Genomic DNA, 17,928 nt, shown 5'->3' with positions numbered 1-17,928 from the left:
CCTCTCCTGCGGACTCCCAAGGCCATCACGGTGCGCCGGCGCCATTGCGCCGGCAAGACGACAGGTTGTCGCGGCGAGGCCTGCTCAGAGCTCGATACAGTCACCGTAGGCGGGAATCTCGGCCGCGATGTCGCTGCGGGCGAGAGCCGCCTGCAGCGCCTGCTGGGCCCCGGGCTCGCCATGCACCAGGTAGAAGCGGGGACGGTTGCGGAAGGCCCCGGCCCAGCCCAGAAGCTGGGTCTGGCCGGCATGGGCCGAGAAGCCGCCGATGGTGTGGACCTTCGCCTTGACCGCCAGGTCCCGGCCCATCACGCGGATCCGCTCGGCGCCGTCGACGATCTGGCGCCCCACCGTGCCCGCGGCCTGGAAGCCGACGATCACCAGGCGGGTATCGGGCTTCTCCAGGTTGTAGCGGAAGTGGTGGATGATGCGCCCGCCATTGCACATCCCGGCCCCGGCGATGATGATCGCCCCGCCGTGGATGCGATTGATGGCCATGGACTCCTCCACGGTACGGGTCATGCGCAGGATCGGCAGGTACTGGCTGGTATCGCCGCTGGCCGCCACGTTGAGCACCTTGAGGTCCTCGGGATCCAGCGACTTGCGTGCCCGGTGGTAGAGCTCGGTGACCTTGATCGCCATGGGGCTGTCCAGGAACACCATCTGCTGGCGCAGCCGCCCCTCATGGTAGAGCACGCTCAGATGGTAGAGGATCTCCTGGGTACGCCCCACGGCGAAGGCGGGAATCAGCACGTTGCCGCCCGCCTCATGGGCCTCTTCCAGCACGCGGGCGAACTCCTCGAGGGTCTCCTCCAGGGGCCGATGGTCGCGGTCGCCATAGGTGCTCTCCATCAGCACCAGATCGGCGTCATAGAGCTTCTCGGGATCCTTCATCAGCACCGAGCTGGGATTGCCCAGGTCGCCGGAAAATACCAGCCGCTTCGTCTGCCCTCCGGAGGGGATGGCCAGCTCGACGATGGCCGAACCGAGGATGTGACCGGCGTCGCGGAACACCAGGCTGGCCCCGCCCGGCAATTCGACCAGCTGGCCGTAGGGGTGGGACTCGCACAGTGCCAGGGTCTGTTCCACGTCCTCCAACTCGTAGAGCGGTTCGACCAGCGGCTTGCCGTTGCGCTTGCGCCACTTGTTCTCCCACTCGACGTCCTTGGCCATGATGAAGGCGGCGTCCTGGAGCATGATCTCCAGCAGGTCGCGGGTGCCCCGTGTGCAGTGGATCGGCCCACGATATCCCTCCCGCACCAGCTTGGGCAGCAGCCCCGAATGGTCGAGATGGCCATGGGAGAGCACGACCGCCTCCAGCTCCCGAGGCAGGCTTCCGAAGGACCTGGCGTTGGCCTCGTCGGCGTCGCTGCCGCCCTGATGCAGGCCACACTCCAGCAGCAGCTTGTGAGAGCGGCCATTGCCGTCCAGTTCGATGAGATAGCGCGACCCGGTGACCTCCTTGACCGCGCCCTGGAAGGTGAGTGTCGACATGGTCTCGCTCCTTGTAGCCGAAGAACTGCTGGTAGCCGAAGAACAGGGCGAGCCCCCGTCCCAGGCCGGCCCCTTGACCTCAGCATAACGGATTCACGTCCTGTCGGCGTCATTCGAGCCACTCCCCTTGACGAGGGTCATACCGATCGGGCAGGCCGCCCATCAGCTTCTCTCGATACCGGGAAAGGCATGACGACATGCCTGGCAAAGGCGCGAGATTCACTGGCCATTCCCGTCGTTCTTTCGCTATGATAAACGACATATATTCTACCCATACAATGGAAGAAGACAGATGAAATCCACGCCGACACTCGTACTAGTCATGGGGGTTTCAGGGTCCGGGAAGTCTCACGTCGGCAAGCGCCTTGCCGAGACCATCGGTGCCGACTTCATCGATGCCGATGACCACCACAGTGCCAGCAGCATCGCCAAGATGTCGCGTGGCGAACCCCTCAACGACGGCGACCGGGAGGGCTGGCTCGAGACCCTTGCCGGTTTCTTCCGTGACCATGCTCGCCAGGGGCGTTCGCTGGTGATCGTCTGCTCGGCGCTCAAGCGCCGCTACCGCGACCAGCTGCGCACGGGAGCGCCGGCATTGCGCATCCTCTATCTGCACGGTAGCCGGGAGCTCCTGCTGGCACGACTGCGCGCCCGTCAGGGGCATTTCTTCCAGGGCGATCACATGCTGGACAGCCAGCTTCGCGACCTGGAACCCCCGGGCGACGACGAGGCGATTCGCATGGATATCTCCCTCTCACCGGAGGAGATCGTGTCGGCCTTTATCGAGCAAATTGACGCCTGATCCCTGCCCTTTCCGGGTGAAAACGTCAGAGAAAATTATCGAAAAAGGGAGGCCATTCGGCCTCCCTCTTTTTACTCCTCACCCTGCTCGCTCCGCACCTATAACGGCCAGATGGCGAGCTGCGGCCAGATGAGAAGGGCCGCCAGCACGCACAGCTGGATCGCCATGAAGGGCAGCACCGAGACGTAGATGTCCTTCAAGCTGATCTCCGGCGGCGCCACGCTCTTCAGGTAGAAGGCCGCGGGGCCGAACGGCGGCGACAGGAACGACACCTGCATGTTCACGGCGAACAGGATGCCGAACCAGATCGGGTCATAGCCCAGCTGGGTGACGATGGGCAGGAAGATCGGCAGGGCCAGCATGGCGATGCCGATCCAGTCGAGGAACAGCCCCAGCACCAGCATGATCGCCATCATCACCAGGATGATCACGATCGGCGCCACCTCGAGCCCCAGGATCATCCCCGAGACGAAGCGGTTGCCGCCCATCAGGTTGTAGACCCCCACCAGCGCCGCGGCGCCGATGCCGATCCAGATGATCATGCCGCAGGTGAAGAGCGTCTGGCCCAAGCTGTGGTGCAGCATCGCCACGTTGAACTCGCCGCGCAGCACGATGGCCAGCATCACCCCGAACACCCCCATGGCCGCCGCCTCGGTCACCGAGGCGATGCCGCCGTAGATGGTGCCCAGCACCAGGAAGGCGATCATCCCCGGCAGCAGGATCGCCTTGATCGCCTCGAACTTGCTGGCGAAGGGGTTGTCCTGGGTCTCGGCAGTGAGCGGCGGGCCCATCGCCGGGTTCTTCAGGCAGCGCACCAGCACGTAGGCGATGTAGGAGCCCATCAGGATCACCGCCGGGGTGATCGCCGCGGTGAACAGCTCGGCGATGGAGACGCTGGCGATCAGGCCGTAGATGATCAGCACGATCGACGGCGGCATCATGGTGCCCAGTGCCCCGCCGGCGCACACCACGCCGATGGAGAGCCGCTTGTCATAGCCCAGGCGCAGCATCTGCGGCAGCGCCAGGATGCCCAGCAGCACGATCTCGCCGCCGATGATCCCCGACAGCGCGGCAAGGAAGAAGGCCACCACGATGGTCTGCACCGCCACGCCGCCGGGCAGCCGCCCGGCGAACACCCGCATGGCGTTGAACAAATCCTTGGCGATGCCCGAGCGGTCGAGCAGCGAGGCCATCAGCACGAACATCGGCACCGCCACCAGCGAGTACTCGGTGATGAAGCTGAACACCCGGCTGGTGACCAGCGGCAGCGCCGTCTCGCCGAACCAGCCGAAGGTGAAGACCATCGCCACCAGGCCGGTGATGAAGGCCAGCGGCAGGCCGGTGACCAGCAGGCCGAAGATGGCGGCGATCATCAGGATCGTGGCCGTCCCGATATCCATCAGCGTGTCTCCTTGTTGGCGGACTCATGGTCGGCGGGACAGGCGCGAATCGACTGCACCAGGTGCAGCAACGCCTGCAGGGTCATCAGCGCCAGGGCGAACAGGATCATGCCCTTGACCAGCGCCGGGAAGGGCGGATTCCAGGAGGTGCCGGAGCGCTCCAGCTGCCACTCGCCCAGCGGGTTGTGCGAGGCGCGCCAGAACATGTGGAAGGCGGCATAGCTCATGGCCAGGCAGAAGCCCAGGGTCACCAGGTCGTTGAAGCGGTCCATCCAGCACCTGAGCCGCGGGCCGGCGCTGTCATAGAGCACCTTGACGCGGATATGGCTGTTGCGGGCCAGCGCCGCGGGGCCGCCCAGGGCGAAGGTCACGGCGACCAGGAAGACCACGGACTCGTGCACCCAGGAGGTGGGGTTGTTGAAGCCGTAGCGCAGGAACACCTCGACCACGCTGATGCCCATGGCGATCAGCACCAGCCAGGCGGCGCCGCGGGCGCCCCGGGCCACCAGGCGGTCCAGGGCGGTGCGTTCGGGGCCGAGTTCCTCGGCCTGGTCGACCAGCTCGGCCGGGTCGCGGTTGTCGGGGGAAGGTTGGGTCATGACGGGTCTCTTCACGCATCGTCCGGGCGGGGCCCGGACGATGGTCGGCTTGCCAGGGGGTGGATGTCGGCCGGCTTACATCAGGTTGCGGGCCTGGAGGAACTCGACCACGGAGTCGTAGATCTTCTGGTTCATCTCGCTGCGCTCGGCCCACTCGGCCCACTCTTCCTTGGCGATGGTGCGGAACTTGGCGCGTTCCTCCGGGGCCATGTCGATCAGCTCGATCTCCGGGTTCTGGCGCGCCTCGGCCACCGCCTCGAGGTCCAGCTTCTTGAGCTCGAAGACCATCTCGTAGGCCAGCTTGTCCACCGAGGTCTCCAGTATCGCCTGGAGGTCCTCCGGCAGGCCGTCCCAGATCTCCTTGTTGAGCGACACGGCAACCATGGGCAGCGAGTGGAAGCCCGGGTAGTTGGGGTAGTTGGCGAAGCTGTGCAGCCCCTGGCTGTGGTTGGTGGAGAACACCGTGTAGTCGGCGGCGTCGATCACCCCCTTCTCCAGCGAGGTGTAGACCTCGGAGCCCGGCAGGTTCACCGGGGCGGCACCGGCCTTCTCGAAGATGTTGTAGACCATGCCCTCCGGGGCGCGGACCTTGAGCCCCTCGAGGTCCTCCACGGTGCGGATCGGGCGCTTGGAGGGGAAGGACTCCAGGCCGGTGGCGGCGGCGCCGATCAGCTGCACGCCGTAAGGGTTGACCAGCTCGTTGTAGAGCGCCTCGCCGCCGCCGTGGTTCATGTACTCGAGGAACTCCAGCGGGTCGCCCCAGGCGCCCACCAGGTTGCCGAGCATGCCGAAGGCCGGGTCGCGGCCGGAGAAGTAGCTGGGGTCGGTGAGATGGCCCTGCAGGATGCCGGACTGCACGGCATCCAGGGTCTGGTTGGCCTGGACCACGGCGTTGACCGGCAGGATCTCGATCTCGATGCGACCGTCGGACATGGTGTTGACGTTCTCGGCCCAGGCCTTCTTGAGCTCGAACTGCGGCTCGCCCGAGGTCTCCGAGGTCTGGAAGGTCCACTCGTACTCGGCGGCCTGGGCGGAGAAGGCCAGTGCGCCGAGCACGGCGGCGGTCAGGCCCTTGAGGGCAAAGGAGCGTGGCCTGGTCTGTTGCATGGTGCGTTTCCTTCTTCAGCGCATGAGGGTTGTTGTTGTCGGTGCGGGGCACCGGGTACGAGGCGAACCGGTCAGCCCGGTTCGGGAACGTCTACGCCCGGCAGGCGCAGGCGTGGCGGAGGATGGTCGAACAGGCTCTCGAACCCCAGGTCCAGCCCGGTGCGCTCGAGCACCGAGAGGGCCGCCTGCTCGGCCGCGTCCGGCTGGCGCAGGCGGATCGCCTCCATCAGTCGGCGGTGGCGCTCCATGCTGTCGCTCAGCTCGGCCGCGCTGTGGTTGGAGGTCTCCACCAGCAGGCCGATGGCCGGCTTGAGCATGTGGCTGAGCTGGGCCCACAGCAGGTTGTGGGTCGCCGCGAAGATCGCCTCGTGGAAGGCCACGTCGTGCTCGTCGTGGCTGCGCCCCTCGCAGCGGCGATCGGGCGCCTCCAGGGCACGGATCATGTTGCGCCAGGCGGTCTCGATGGCCAGCAGGTCGGCGGCGGTGGCATGTACCGCCGCCAGCCGCGCCATGAAGGGCTCGACGGCCACGCGGAAGGCGAAGATGTCGCGCTGGATGCGCGGATTGGGCTGGGCGAAGCGGGCCATCCAGTCGCTGACCCGGGGATCCAGCAGGTGCCAGTCGGTGAGCTCGCGCACCCGGCTGCCCTGCCCCGAGATGCGCGTCAGCATGCCGGCCGAGACCAGCTGCTGCAGGGCGCTGCGCACGGTGCTGCGGCTGACGCCGTAGCGCGCGCAGAGGTCCAGCTCCCGGGGCAGGAAGCGGCCCGGCGCGTGCTCGCCGGCGAAGATCGCCCGGGCCAGGTCCTCGGCGATATCGGGCTTGTGGGCGGGCGTGCGCCCGGTCGGGGGCTGGCGCGATGGCATGGGGCTCTCGACGACTCCTGTACGACTTGATGCAAGCTATGTCGGACATAGGGTCGCCCAGATGCCGCGGTCGCGCCTTTAGACTTTGGTCACAGACGACTCACCACGGTGGCGTTGTCATGCTCCACCGCCTGGACCATGCGCTCCGGCAGGTCGGGGATCGCCGCCCGCACCCGGTTCCAGCTGGGGATAAAGGGCCGCTCGCCGGGATTGTCGAGAAAGGCGCTGCCGGCCTCGAGCAGGTTGGCGGCGAACAGCTCCACCGCCTGCTCCTCGGCGTGGCGGTCGAGGCGCAGGCCGTTCATCACGGCATCGTGGTCATAGGCCTCGATCAGGTCCAGCGCCAGGCGATAGTAGGTCGCCTTCAGGGTACGAAAGCCCTCGGCGCTGAAGGTCACGCCCTGGGTGGCGAGCTTGCGGTAGAGCGCCTTGGCGATGTCCAGGCTCATGCGGTTGAGGCCGCCGGAGGCGTCCTCGGCGGAGACCGGCTGGTGCTTGTGGTCGTAGGCATCGGCCAGGTCCACCTGGCAGAGCCGCTTGGTGGAATAGTTGCGGTGTACCTCGGAGAGCACGCCGATCTCCAGCCCCCAGTCGGCGGGAATGCGGATGCCGTCGAGCACCTCGCTGCGCATGGAGAACTCGCCGGAGAGCGCATAGCGGTAGCTGTCCAGGTACTCCAGGTAGGGCAGCGGGCCATGCATCTGCTTGAGCGCGCGCAGCAGCGGGGTGACCATCAGCCGCGAGACCCGGCCGTTGAGCCGGCCCTCGGCGATACGCGGGTAGTAGCCCTTGCAGAATTCGTAGTGGAAGTGGGGATGGGCCACCGGATAGAAGAGCCGCGCCAGCAGGCCGCGGTCGTAGGTGAGGATATCGCAGTCGTGCAGCGCCACCACCCGGCCGCGTCCGGAGGCCTGGACGTAGCCGGCGCAGTACCAGACGTTGCGCCCCTTGCCGGGCTGCTGGGGCGCCAGGCCCTGCGCCTCGAGCTCGGCATCCAGCGCCCGCAGCCGGGGACCGTCGTTCCACAGGATGCGGTGGTGCTGGGGCAGGCGGGAGAAGAATTTCCGGGCCTGCAGGAACTGATCACGGTCGGCGCGATCGAGACCGATCACCACCTCGGCGAGATAGGGCACCCGGCGGAGCTCCTCGACGATATGGGCCAGCGCCGGCCCCTCCAGCTCGGCGTAGAGCGACGGCAGGATCAGGCTCATGGGGCGACGGGCGGAGAAGGCGACCAGCTCCTCCTCGAGGGCCGCCAGTGGCCGGCGGGTCAGGTTGTGGAAGTCGGTGATGATGCCGTTCTGGTGGAAGTCGCTCATGCCGTCGCCCTCCCAGCCCCGTCACGGCTGGCGTGGCTCACCGCCGGCCCTGGCCGGCGCTCGGCTCGCCCCCACCAGTGGGCCACCCCCTCGGCCCAGCCGGCGGGACCGGTGGCCTCGCTGCGATAGAGCGCCGGCTGCTTCGGCGACACCGCCAGGCCATGGCAGCCGCGGATCACCACCGCCTGGTCCACCATCTCGAGCATGGGAATATCGTTGGGACCGTCCCCCAGCGCCAGAGTCTGGGGACGGCTGCCACGCAGCGCCTGGAAGCGCTCGATCAGCCAGGCGACGGCACTGCCCTTGTGGCAATCCCCGGTGACGTGCCAGAAGCGCCCGCCGCGCACCAGGCGCAGGCCGTCGCCCTCGAGCCCCTCCCGGAAACGTGCGAGACCGTCGTCCGAGTCCTCCCAGAGCAGCGGCTCGCTGCCCTCGCGCAGCCGCGCCAGGCGCGCCTGTGGCTCCGACAGGCCGGTGAAGGCCACCAGGTCGTCGAGGGGCATCTCGCTCATGGTGGTGAAGCATACCCCCAGCCGCTCCCGCCAGACCCAGAGGCGCTGGCGGATGAGGCCGATATCGACGCCCAGGGTCCTGATCGCCAGGCCATCGGCGGCAACGCCGCGATCCAGCCGGGCATGGCACCAGGCTGGCGGCAGCCCGGCCAGGGCGCCGTTCTCGGCGATGAAGGGCGCCCCCTCGAGGCCGAGTTCTCGACGCAGCGGCACGACCTCGCTGCGGGTCTTGCTGGTCACCGGGATCACCGGCACCCCGAGTTCCTTCAGACGAGCCAGCCAGTCACGGGCCGGCGACCAGTCGTAGCCGTGGTGGTCGAGCAGCGAGCCATCCAGGTCGGTGAAGAGCAGGCGCGGGCGCCGGGTGGGGTCAGGGGGCGAGGCGGGTATCGAGGGCATGGCGTCTCGGGCTCCGGGTCGTGGACTCGCCATGCCCCATGCAGGGCGCGTGCCAGAGCGGGACAGAGCGCCCGTCCCTTGGGGCCTCACGGTGAGGCACGCCCGGGCGTCGACACGGCTGCACCCGTCGCAGGCAAGAAAACGCCCCGCCATGGTGCATCCTGGCGGGGCGCTCGGGCCCTGGCCTCAGCCGGGGTCAGTCAGCGACAGGGCGTCTCAGCGATAGACCGGCAGGCGGGCGCAGACCGCCTCGACCTTCGCTTTGACCTCGGCCTCGATGGCGGCGGTGTCGTCCCCCGCAGCCATGACGTCGAGGATGTCGCAGATCCAGCCGGCGAGTTCCTGGCACTCCGCCTCGCCGAAGCCACGGGTGGCCACCGCCGGGGTGCCGATGCGCAGGCCCGAGGTGACGAAGGGGCTCTGCGGGTCGCCGGGCACGGCGTTCTTGTTGACGGTGATGTGGGCCCGCCCCAGGGCGGCGTCCGCGTCCTTGCCGGTCAGGCCCTGCTTGATCAGCGAGAGCAGGAAGAGGTGGTCCTCGGTGCCGCCGGAGACCACCTCGAAGCCGCGCTCGATGAACACCCCGGCCATGGCCTGGGCGTTCTTGACCACCTGCTGCTGGTAGGTCTTGAACTCGGGCTCCATGGCCTCCTTGAAGCAGATCGCCTTGGCGGCGATGACGTGCTCCAGCGGGCCGCCCTGCCCGCCCGGGAAGACGGCGGACTGCAGCTTCTTCTCGATGGCCTCGTCGCCCTCGGCGGAGAGGATCAGGCCGCCACGCGGGCCGCGCAGGGTCTTGTGGGTGGTGGTGGTGACCACATGGGCGTGGGGCAGCGGGGTCGGATAGACGCCGGCGGCCACCAGGCCCGCCACATGGGCCATGTCGACCAGCAGGTAGGCGCCCACCTCGTCGGCGATCTCGCGGAACTTCGCCCAGTCGATGACCTGGGAGTAGGCGGAGAAGCCGGCGATGATCATCTTGGGCTGATGCTCGCGAGCCAGGGCCGCCACCTCGTCATAGTCGATCAGGCCGCCCTCGCCCAGGCCGTACTGCACGGCGTGGTAGTGCTTGCCGGAGAAGTTGGGCTTGGCGCCGTGGGTCAGGTGGCCGCCGGCATCGAGGCTCATGCCCAGGATGGTGTCGCCCGGCTTGACCAGTGCCTGGAAGACCGCACCGTTGGCCTGGGAGCCGGAGTGGGGCTGGACGTTGGCATAGCTCGCGCCGAACAGCTCCTTGGCGTAGTCGATGGCGAGCTGCTCGACGATGTCCACGTACTCGCAGCCGCCGTAGTAGCGCTTGCCGGGATAGCCTTCCGCGTACTTGTTGGTCAGCTGGCTGCCCTGGGCCTCCATCACCCTCGGGCTTGCGTAGTTCTCGGAGGCGATCAGCTCGATGTGCGCTTCCTGGCGTGCGACTTCCTTCTGCATCGCATCGAACAGGACGTCATCGAAACCGGCAATCTGCATGTCACGGCTGAACATCGGCGGGAAACCTCGCAAAACGGGGGAATCTGGGGAGCACATGATACCCCAGCCCCCGGCGGCTTTCATATGAAAGGCGGTCATGGCCAACCGCGACCCCCTCATGGGGACCGGCGATGCACCCGGCCCGCCGATCGCCTCAGCGACTCTCCACCTGCATCTCGAGCCGTTCGGGCAGTGCCAGGGGGTCGGCGGAGAGGGCCTCCAGCTCGCTGTCGGCGGGCAGGGTCAGCTGGACAGCGAGCTCGCGTGCCTCGCCCGCCATCATCGCCACCAGGCCGGTGAGGATGGCCTCGACCTCGGGGCCGAGCATCATGCCGAAGCCCTGCGCCTGGGTGCGCGCCTGCTCCAGGAAGACCGCCTCGCTGATGCCCTGGCTTGCCGCCATGACCACCGGCAGCCGACCGAAGAGCCCCAGGTCCGACAGGGTCGCGTCGACCCGCCCGCCCAGCAGGGTCACGCCCTCCAGGCTCTCCATCTCGGCCAGGAAGGCGGCCGGCGCCACCCCCTCGGGCAGGCGCACCGGCAGGTCGGCCTCCAGCACCCAGCCGAAGGCCTCCTCGGCAGTGACATCCAGCTCGCCGAGCAGCCGGGTGGCGTCGTCTTCCGTCTCCCAGCGCCCGGTGGAGACCGCATCGAGGCGCAGCGTTCCGCTGCCCCCGGTAAGCACGTTGCTGGCCATGCGCAGCTGGGTGCGCTCCTCCTCGGGGGCCAGGGCGATCATGCGGGCCAGGTCAAGCTCCAGCGCCTCGAGGCGTATGCCGCCCTCGCCGTCCTGCAGGTCGCCATCGACCTCGAGCCCCGCCAGGGCGGCCACCAAGCGGTCGGAGTCGATCGCCAGGTCACGCAGCTCCAGGCGGTCGAGCTCCCGCTCCTCCTCCGGCCCCTCGAGGCCACGCAGCCCCTCGACCCGGGCGAACGCCAGGGAGACGGTGCCGCTGCCGAATTCTCCCTCTCCCTCGGCCTGCCCCTCGACCCCGTTGAGCTCCAGGCTGTCGATGGCCTCGCGGGACAGGCCGGTGGCCTGAAGGCGCTCGACGCTGACCCGGCCATCTCCCTCGCCGAACCCCTCCCCCAGGTCCTGGCCGGCGAACTCGGCGGCCAGCGCCTCGATCTCGAGCCCGGCGATCCGCAGGCCCGCCGGCCAGCTCTCCTCGTGAAGAGGCAGCACCGCCCGGGTGGGGTCATCGAGGCGCAGGGTCGCGGCGCTCAGCTGCGTCCGTTCGCGGCCGGGGGTCTCCAGGCGGATGCCCTCGAGGCGCACCTCGTCGGGGCTGTCGTAGTCGCCACTGACCACATAGCGGTCGAGCCACAGCTGTTGTCCCTCGGGGCCGACGAAGTGCAGCTCCCGCGCGGTGACGCGGTCGCGAAGCAGCGCCGCCGAGACCTCGCCGATCTCGAGGCGTCCTTCGCTGGCGAACAGCGCCCGCAGGTCGGCCTCCAGGCGCTCGGCCGGGCCGGGCTCGGCAAGGGCGGGCTGGGAGACGGACAGCGTCAGGGCGGCAAGGATGGCCTTCCAGGGCATCGGGCGCATGGGCGCACCTCCGGTGTGGGCGTGGCGGGAACTGGTCAGCAGTCTAGCGTCATCGCGTCGCGGCAGGCCAGACTCAGTGCGGCGAGGCCAGGCGCATCTCCAGCCGACGATTGACCTCCTCGATCACGGCGAGGCGCGCCCGGCGCTTGTCGTCGCAGGCGATCAGCGCCCACTCGGCACCCGGCGCCTGGGTGCGGGCGAACATCTCGTCGATGGCCCGCTCGTAGTCCTTCCAGCGCTCGCGGTTGCGCCAGTCCTCGTCGGTGAGCTTGTGGCGCTTGTGGGGGGTGGCGGCGCGGGCCTCGAAGCGGCGCAGCTGCTCCTCCTGGCTGATGGCCAGGAACAGCTTGCCGAGCACGGCGCCATGGGCCAGCAGCTGGCGCTCGAACTCGCGGATCTCCGCATAGGCGCGCCGCCAGGCCGACTCCGGGGCCAGCCCCTCGACCCGCTCCACCAGCACCCTGCCGTACCAGCTGCGATCGAAGATGGCGATGCGCCCGTCGGCCGGCAGGCGGCGCCAGAAGCGCCAGGCCCAGGGCAGCGCCAGCTCCTCGTCGCTGGGGGCGGCGATGCGATGGACCCGGTACTGGCGGGCATCCAGTGACGCGGTGACCCGGTGGATGCTGCCCCCCTTCCCCGCCGCGTCGAGCCCCTCGAAGGCCAGTACCACCGGGATGCGCCGGCGGGCCATCTCCCGGGCATTGATGGCCAGGCGTCCCTGGGCCTCGACGAGCCGTTCGGCATAGTCCGACTTCTTCAACGGCGCCGCCACCCGGGGCTCGGCACGACGTATCGAGGGCGCCGGCGGCGCCTCGCCGGGCACCCCCTCCGGCACGCCGGAGGGCGCCACGGGGGGCGCGACCAGGGTCTCGTGCAGCAGGGCCCCCACCCGCCGGAGCTGTGCCGCCGGGTCGCGGAAGTCGAGCCGCCGCCAGGGCGCATGATCGGCCGCGGTGGCATCGCGCATCTCGCGGCCCAGGCCGGCGATGGCGGCATGCTGCAGGTGGCGCTGCCAGTCGGTGGCGCTCAGCTGCCAGGCACGGGCCGGGTCCGCCTGCAGCGCCTGGAGGTGACGACGCTGCGCGGGTCGGTCGATATCCATCCACAGCTTGAGCAGCACCACACCTTCGGCGGCCAGCTCGGCCTCGAAGGCGCGGATCTCCGCCAGCCTGTCGCGGAAGGCACCCGGCGAGAGACGCCGTTCGGCACGGGCGAAGAGCGCGTCGCCATACCAGCCATGGATGAAGATACCGATGCGGCCGCGATCGGGGACGCGCCGCCAGAAGCGCCACCAGTAGGGTCGCTCGCGCTCCTCGCTGCTGGGTCCCAGGGCATGCACCTCGGTGTGGCGGTTCTCCAGCCAGTGATTGAGCTCGTTGACCAGCCGTCCCTTGTGGGTGACGGCGTGGCCGGTGAGCAGCAGGATCACCCCCCGCTCCCGACGATGGACCAGCTCGAGCTGGGCCTCCAGCAGGCGGGCGCGCAGGGTCTCGGTCTTCATGGCTGCGCCTCAGGCCTCGCCCAGCAGGCCGAGGCTGGCCGCCGGGGCCTGCCGGCGCAGGCCCCGGGAAAGCAGGTGCCCGATGAGGCCGATCAGCAGCGCACCGACCGGCGGCAGGGTCAGCCACAGCAGCCAGTGGATCCGCGGGGCCAGGTCGAACCAGGCCAGGTAGATCCCCGCGGCCGCCAGCTCCGCCAGCAGGGCACCCATCAGCCCGCTGGCCAGCCCCAGCACGGCGAACTCCGCCGCCTGCATCCGCGACAGCAGCCGGTTGCTGGCGCCGAACACCCGCAGCAGGCCACTCTCGTGGGCCCGCACCGGCAGGCTGGCGATCAGCGCCGCATAGAGCACGCTGACGCCGGCCAGCAGCACGAAGCCCAGCACCAGTTCCACCGCCCGGGTGACCTGGGTCAGCACCTCGCGGACCTGGCCGAGGATGGCCTCCACGTCGAGCAGGGTGACGCCCGGGAACTCCCGCACCAGTTGGCGCAGCAGGTCGCGGTCGTCGTCGCCGAGATGGAAGGCGGTGATGTAGCTATGGCCGAAACGCTCCAGGGTTCCTGGCGGGAAGATCACGTAGAAGTTGGGCCGGAAGCTCTCCCAGTCGAGGCTGCGCAGACTGGTCACCTCGCCGGTGACCGCATCGCTGCCGATGGTGAAGGTCAGGCGATCGCCCAGGGCAATGCCCAGGCGCTCGGCCAGGCCGTCTTCCATGGAGATCGGCACCGCCGCCCCGCTGGCCGTGGGGGGCGGCTCGGCGGCCACCTCGTCCAGCCAGCCGCCCGTCTCGCTGTCGGGGCCCTCGGCGAACCACTCCCCCGCCACCACCCGGTTGCCCTCGGGCAGGGTCTCGCGCCAGGTCAGGTTGAGTTCGCGACGCAGGGCATTGTCGCCCCGTGACTCGGCGGGCACGGCCTCCTGCGGGACCTGGTCGTTGATGGCAGTGAGGCGCCCACGGACCATCGGATAGAGGGCGCTGCGGGCATCCGCGGCCCCCGCCAGGGCCGAGGCGAAGGCATCGCGCTCCTGGGGCTGGATATTGATGGCGAAGTGGTTGGGGGTGTCCTCCGGCAGCTGGGCCTGCCAGGTGGTCAGCAGGTCGCCGCGCACCAGGACGATCATTGCCACGGCGAAGAAGGTCACCGAGAAGGCCAGCAGCTGGCCGAGGCTCGCCTGGCGGCGCCGCGCCAGCTGCTGGCCGCCCAGCCGCACGGCCGTGACCAGGCCATCCGCCGGGCCGCGGGGCAGCCGGGCAGTGCCCTTCAGCACCAGCCCCAGCAGGACGCCGCCGAGCCCCCAGAGCACCACCAGCATCACCAGCCCGCCCAGCAGCAGGCCGGCGGCGAGCCCCGGATCGCCGGAGTAGAGCCACAGCAGCCCGCCGAAGACCAATGCCGCCACGCCCACCACCAGCCAGGCCGAGGGCGGCAGCGGGTCCAGCTCGCGGCGCAGTACCTTGAGGGCACTGACCCGCTTGAGGCGCAGCAGGGTCGGCCCGGCGAAACCGGCCAGCACCACCAGGGCGGTGAACACCCCGAGCCACAGCGGCAGCATGCCGGGCGCCGGCAGGCTGAACGGCAGGAAGGTCGACAGCAGCCGCACCAGCAGCGCCTGCCCGGCCAGCCCCAGCAGGGCGCCCAACGCCGAGGCCGCCAGCGCCAGCCACAGCAGCTGCAGCACGAACAGCCGCAGCAGCTCGCGCTGGGTGGCGCCGAAGCAGCGCAGCAGCGCCGCGGTATCCAGGTGGCGGTCGACGTAGCGCCGGGTCGACATGGCCACCGCGACCCCGGCCAACAGCACCGCGGCGAGTCCCGCCAGGCCGAGGTACTTCTCGGCGCGTGCCAGGGCATTGCCCAGCTGGGGGCGGTCCTGGCGCACGTCGCGTACCTCCACCCCCTCGCGGCGCAGCCGCTGCAGCAGCGGCTCGATGCGGGCCACCGCCTCGGCGCTGCCGGCGGCCAGCAGCTCGAACTCCACCCGCGAGCCCTCCTGGACCAGGCCGGTGGCATCCAGATCATCGCGGTGCATCATCAGTCGCGGGTTGAAGCTTCCGAAGCCCGCCGACTGGTCGGGCTCGCGCTCGATCACGCCGCCGACCTCGAGCTTGGTCTCGCCCAAGCGCACCCGATCCCCCACCTCGAGTTCCATCAGCAGGGCGAGACGCGGCGCCACCCAGGCCTCGCCCGGTGCCGGGCCATGGGCCAGAGACTCGACGCCGTTGCCGCGGTCCACCCGGGCCGTGCCGTAGTGCGGATAGACCGAGTCGACCACCTTGAGGCTGGCCGGCTGGAAGCGGTCGCCGCGGCTGACCATGGAGACCATGTCGACCTGGTCGGAGAGCGTCAGGCCGGCCTCCTCGAGGGCCCGGCGGACCGCCTCGTCGAAGGGCCGGCCCTGCTCCAGCACCACGTCGCCGCCCGCGAGCTGGCCCGCCTGGCGGGTCAGACCGCGATCCAGGCGGTCGAGGAAGAAGCCGATCATGGTCGAGGCGGCCACCGCCAGCGCCAGCGCCAGCGCCAGGGCGCGCACGTCGGCGGCACGCAGGTCACGGATCAGGCCCCGGGCCGAGAGGCGCAACAGGGCCGGCCAGGCGGTGCGGCTCATGCCATCACCTCGTCGCGGGCCATCTCGACCAGCCGGCCCCCCTCCAGGCGCAGGCAGCGATCGCAGCGTCGCGCCAGGGCATGGTCATGGGTGACCAGCACCAGGGTGGTGCCGGCCTCGCGGTTGAGCGAGAACAGCGCCTCGATGATGCGCTCCCCGGTGACCGGGTCCAGGTTGCCGGTGGGCTCGTCGGCGAACACCAGCTCGGCGCCGGTGACGAAGGCCCGGGCCAGGGCCACGCGCTGCTGCTCGCCCCCCGAGAGCTGCTTGGGCAGGTGATCCAGGCGCTCGCCGAGGCCGACGCGGGTCAGCCAGTCGCGGGCCCGGGCCTCGGCCCCGGTGCTCGGTGACAGCTCCAGCGGCAGCAGCACGTTCTCCAGGGCCGTCAGGGTGGGCAGCAGCTGGAAGTTCTGGAACACGAACCCCACCCGGCCCGCGCGCAGGGAGGCCCGGCCATCCTCGTCGAGGGCGCGCAGCGACTGGCCGAACAGCGACAGCTCCCCCCTGCTGGGCTTGTCCAGGCCGGCCAGCAGCCCCAGCAGGGTCGACTTGCCGGCCCCGCTCTGGCCGAGGATCGCCACGCTCTCCCCAGGGAACACCGAAAGCGACAGGTCACTCAGAATGCTCAGTCGCCGTTCGCCGCTCTCGACCTCCTTGGCGAGACGGTCGGCGTGTAGAATCAGCGAGGCATCCGTTCGAGAGGAGATGGACATGGCGAAGGGCTTCCCTGTAGGTGCGTTGGGCCGGCAGGCACCGCGCCGGCTCACGGGGCGCTGGCACACGGCGTTCTGGTTGACGCTGCTCTTGTTGGCGTCGCTGCTGGCCGGCGGGGCGGCGCAGGCGTCGACTCGACCGGTGCTGCTGGTGATGGGCGACAGCCTGAGTGCCGCCTACGGCATCGAGCAGCAGGCCGGCTGGGTCAGTCTGCTGCAGGCGCGTCTGGACGGGAAGGCGCAGGTGGTCAACGCCAGCATCAGCGGCGAGACCTCCAGCGGTGCCGCCGCCCGCCTGCCCGACCTTCTCGGACAGCACGAGCCCGATATCGTTGTGCTGGAGCTCGGCGGCAACGACGGCCTGCGCGGCCTGCCGCCGGGCCAGTTCGAGGCCAACATGGCCGCCATGGTCGAGGCCAGCCAGGCATCGGGCGCCGAGGTGCTGCTGCTGGGCATCGACATCCCGCCGAACTACGGCCGGGCCTACCGCGACGCCTTCACCGCGGTCTACACGCGGCTGGCCGAGGAGTACGAGCTGCCGCTGGTGCCCTTCCTGCTCGAGGGCGTGGCCCTGGAGGAAGATCTGATGCAGTCCGACGGCATCCACCCCACCGCGGCCGCCCAGCCGCGGATCCTGGAGAACGTCTGGCCACGACTCGCGCCGCTGCTGGAGGCGAACGGCGCCGTCGTGGCAGAGACGGCTCAGGACTGAGCCACCGGCGCGGGCGTCTTCTGCCACTGCTGCAGCGCCAGGCCCCCGAGGATCAGCACCAGGCCCACCAGGGTGGAGGGCAGGATCGGCTCGCCCACCACCAGGAAGAGCAGCAGCAGCGACACCGGCGGCGAGAGGAAAATCAGGTTGGAGACCTTCGCCGTGCGCGAGACCCGGTGCACGGCCAGCTGCCAGAGCACGAAGGCGATGCCCATCTCGAACAGCCCCACGTAGATACCGGCCCCCAGCGCCGTCCAGCCGTGCCATTGAAGGCCCGGCCCGGCCAGCAGGAGGACCGTGAGCACCGGCACGCCGACGCTGAAGTTCTGCCACTGGGCCACCAGCGGCGGACGGTGGTCGCGGGCGTTGAGCAGCCAGTAGAGCGCCCAGAGCAGCGTCGAGGCGAGCGCCAGGCCGACGCCGAGCGGGTCGGCGAAGGCCACGTCGAACACCGCCCCGCGGGTGGCGATCACCCACACGCCACCGTAGGCGATCAGCCCCGCCAGGACGTCGATGCGGGTCAGCCGCTGGCCCAGCAGCGGCACCGCCAGGAAGGCCATCGCCAGCGCCCAGGTGTAGTTGAGCGCCATGGCCTCCTGGCCGGGCAGGCGGTCGTAGGCGCCGAACAGCACCAGGTAGTAGGCCACCGGGTTCATCAACCCTGCCCAGGCGGCGGTGCGCCAGCCGCGCCGGAGCGCCTGGCCCAGCAGCCCCTGGCGCGCCACCAGCACGCCGATCAGCGCCCAGGAGACCAGTGAGGCGAGCCACATCAGGGCCAGCGGCGACATGTGGGCGAGCGCCACCTTGAAGGCGGTGGCCACGGTGGACCACAGCGCCACCGCCCCCAGCCCGAAGAGCATCGCCTGGCGATCACCGGCCATGGG

General features: G+C 69.8%; 15 protein-coding genes. 2 read left to right on the top strand and 13 right to left on the bottom strand.

Annotation, left to right across the window (positions count from 1 at the left end):
- Positions 1-84: 84 nt before the first annotated feature.
- Complete coding sequence (locus tag P8934_RS04095; protein WP_278033062.1) at positions 85-1,494, bottom strand: MBL fold metallo-hydrolase; 1,410 nt, start codon at positions 1,492-1,494, stop codon at positions 85-87.
- A gap of 322 nt (positions 1,495-1,816) precedes the next feature.
- Here P8934_RS04095 and P8934_RS04090 point away from each other — a divergent pair, with 322 nt between their 5' ends.
- Entirely contained in the window at positions 1,817-2,296 is a 480-nt protein-coding gene (locus P8934_RS04090; protein ID WP_278033061.1) for a gluconokinase, read from the top strand.
- A 98-nt stretch (positions 2,297-2,394) separates the two neighbouring features.
- Here P8934_RS04090 and P8934_RS04085 read toward each other — a convergent pair whose 3' ends face one another.
- The 11 genes from P8934_RS04085 to P8934_RS04035 all read right to left on the bottom strand — a co-directional run bounded on the left by P8934_RS04085 (position 2,395) and on the right by P8934_RS04035 (position 16,332).
- Complete coding sequence (locus tag P8934_RS04085; protein WP_278033060.1) at positions 2,395-3,696, bottom strand: TRAP transporter large permease subunit; 1,302 nt, start codon at positions 3,694-3,696, stop codon at positions 2,395-2,397.
- Positions 3,696-4,295, bottom strand: coding sequence for a TRAP transporter small permease (locus P8934_RS04080; RefSeq protein ID WP_278033059.1), 600 nt, complete (start codon positions 4,293-4,295; stop codon positions 3,696-3,698). The genes P8934_RS04085 and P8934_RS04080 overlap by 1 nt, the downstream gene beginning before the upstream one ends.
- Positions 4,296-4,370: 75 nt before the next feature.
- A complete protein-coding gene (locus P8934_RS04075) occupies positions 4,371-5,402 on the bottom strand; it encodes a TRAP transporter substrate-binding protein (RefSeq protein ID WP_278033058.1) in 1,032 nt (343 codons plus the stop codon).
- 71 nt (positions 5,403-5,473) lie between these two features.
- Positions 5,474-6,268: a FadR/GntR family transcriptional regulator gene (locus P8934_RS04070; protein WP_278033057.1), complete on the bottom strand. Its 795-nt coding sequence runs from the start codon at positions 6,266-6,268 to the stop codon at positions 5,474-5,476.
- Positions 6,269-6,357: 89 nt separating this feature from the next.
- Entirely contained in the window at positions 6,358-7,587 is a 1,230-nt protein-coding gene (locus P8934_RS04065; RefSeq protein ID WP_278033056.1) for a glycosyl transferase, read from the bottom strand.
- Positions 7,584-8,498 carry an HAD-IIB family hydrolase gene (locus P8934_RS04060; protein WP_278033055.1) on the bottom strand — a complete coding sequence of 305 codons (915 nt, stop codon included), beginning with the start codon at positions 8,496-8,498 and terminating at the stop codon, positions 7,584-7,586. The genes P8934_RS04065 and P8934_RS04060 overlap by 4 nt, the downstream gene beginning before the upstream one ends.
- Before the next feature lie 216 nt (positions 8,499-8,714).
- Positions 8,715-9,980 (bottom strand): serine hydroxymethyltransferase, encoded by a 1,266-nt coding sequence (glyA, locus tag P8934_RS04055; RefSeq protein WP_278033054.1) that lies wholly within the window; start codon positions 9,978-9,980, stop codon positions 8,715-8,717.
- Positions 9,981-10,119: 139 nt separating this feature from the next.
- The gene (locus tag P8934_RS04050) at positions 10,120-11,514 is read right to left on the bottom strand and encodes a hypothetical protein (RefSeq protein ID WP_278033053.1); all 1,395 of its coding nucleotides are present in this window, start codon (positions 11,512-11,514) and stop codon (positions 10,120-10,122) included.
- A 73-nt stretch (positions 11,515-11,587) separates the two neighbouring features.
- Positions 11,588-13,015 (bottom strand): polyphosphate kinase, encoded by a 1,428-nt coding sequence (locus P8934_RS04045; RefSeq protein ID WP_278033052.1) that lies wholly within the window; start codon positions 13,013-13,015, stop codon positions 11,588-11,590.
- A 9-nt stretch (positions 13,016-13,024) separates the two neighbouring features.
- A complete protein-coding gene (locus P8934_RS04040) occupies positions 13,025-15,619 on the bottom strand; it encodes an FtsX-like permease family protein (RefSeq protein WP_278033051.1) in 2,595 nt (864 codons plus the stop codon).
- On the bottom strand, positions 15,616-16,332 hold the full coding sequence (locus tag P8934_RS04035) for an ATP-binding cassette domain-containing protein (RefSeq protein ID WP_278033050.1): 717 nt from the start codon (positions 16,330-16,332) through the stop codon (positions 15,616-15,618). The genes P8934_RS04040 and P8934_RS04035 overlap by 4 nt, the downstream gene beginning before the upstream one ends.
- Between P8934_RS04035 and P8934_RS04030 the strand changes: the two genes are divergently transcribed.
- Positions 16,331-17,044, top strand: a complete 714-nt coding sequence (locus tag P8934_RS04030) for an arylesterase (protein WP_278033049.1) — start codon at positions 16,331-16,333, stop codon at positions 17,042-17,044. The two genes, P8934_RS04035 and P8934_RS04030, sit on opposite strands and share 2 nt — an antisense overlap.
- On the opposite strand, the gene P8934_RS04025 is transcribed toward P8934_RS04030, so the two are convergent.
- A complete protein-coding gene (locus P8934_RS04025) occupies positions 17,035-17,925 on the bottom strand; it encodes a DMT family transporter (RefSeq protein ID WP_278033048.1) in 891 nt (296 codons plus the stop codon). The genes P8934_RS04030 and P8934_RS04025 overlap by 10 nt on opposite strands.
- Positions 17,926-17,928 lie beyond the last annotated feature (3 nt).

The organism is Halomonas sp. CKK8 (assembly GCF_029625235.1).
Classification (GTDB): Bacteria; Pseudomonadota; Gammaproteobacteria; order Pseudomonadales; family Halomonadaceae; genus Halomonas; species Halomonas ventosae.
The sequence above is the reverse complement of the archived record's forward strand: the minus strand, read 5'-3'. Positions and strand labels throughout refer to the sequence as shown.

Excerpts from the sequence above, each read along its gene's own strand:
- P8934_RS04070 (WP_278033057.1), bottom strand. The coding sequence starts at position 6,268 with ATGCCATCGCGCCAGCCCCCGACCGGGCGCACGCCCGCCCACAAGCCC.
- P8934_RS04065 (WP_278033056.1), bottom strand. The coding sequence starts at position 7,587 with ATGAGCGACTTCCACCAGAACGGCATCATCACCGACTTCCACAACCTG.
- P8934_RS04050 (WP_278033053.1), bottom strand. The coding sequence starts at position 11,514 with ATGCGCCCGATGCCCTGGAAGGCCATCCTTGCCGCCCTGACGCTGTCC.
- P8934_RS04075 (WP_278033058.1), bottom strand. The coding sequence starts at position 5,402 with ATGCAACAGACCAGGCCACGCTCCTTTGCCCTCAAGGGCCTGACCGCC.
- P8934_RS04060 (WP_278033055.1), bottom strand. The coding sequence starts at position 8,498 with ATGCCCTCGATACCCGCCTCGCCCCCTGACCCCACCCGGCGCCCGCGC.
- glyA (WP_278033054.1), bottom strand. The coding sequence starts at position 9,980 with ATGTTCAGCCGTGACATGCAGATTGCCGGTTTCGATGACGTCCTGTTC.
- P8934_RS04045 (WP_278033052.1), bottom strand. The coding sequence starts at position 13,015 with ATGAAGACCGAGACCCTGCGCGCCCGCCTGCTGGAGGCCCAGCTCGAG.
- P8934_RS04090 (WP_278033061.1), top strand. The coding sequence starts at position 1,817 with ATGGGGGTTTCAGGGTCCGGGAAGTCTCACGTCGGCAAGCGCCTTGCC.
- P8934_RS04085 (WP_278033060.1), bottom strand. The coding sequence starts at position 3,696 with ATGGATATCGGGACGGCCACGATCCTGATGATCGCCGCCATCTTCGGC.
- P8934_RS04040 (WP_278033051.1), bottom strand. The coding sequence starts at position 15,619 with ATGAGCCGCACCGCCTGGCCGGCCCTGTTGCGCCTCTCGGCCCGGGGC.
- P8934_RS04080 (WP_278033059.1), bottom strand. The coding sequence starts at position 4,295 with ATGACCCAACCTTCCCCCGACAACCGCGACCCGGCCGAGCTGGTCGAC.
- P8934_RS04025 (WP_278033048.1), bottom strand. The coding sequence starts at position 17,925 with ATGGCCGGTGATCGCCAGGCGATGCTCTTCGGGCTGGGGGCGGTGGCG.
- P8934_RS04030 (WP_278033049.1), top strand. The coding sequence starts at position 16,331 with ATGGCGAAGGGCTTCCCTGTAGGTGCGTTGGGCCGGCAGGCACCGCGC.
- P8934_RS04035 (WP_278033050.1), bottom strand. The coding sequence starts at position 16,332 with ATGTCCATCTCCTCTCGAACGGATGCCTCGCTGATTCTACACGCCGAC.
- P8934_RS04095 (WP_278033062.1), bottom strand. The coding sequence starts at position 1,494 with ATGTCGACACTCACCTTCCAGGGCGCGGTCAAGGAGGTCACCGGGTCG.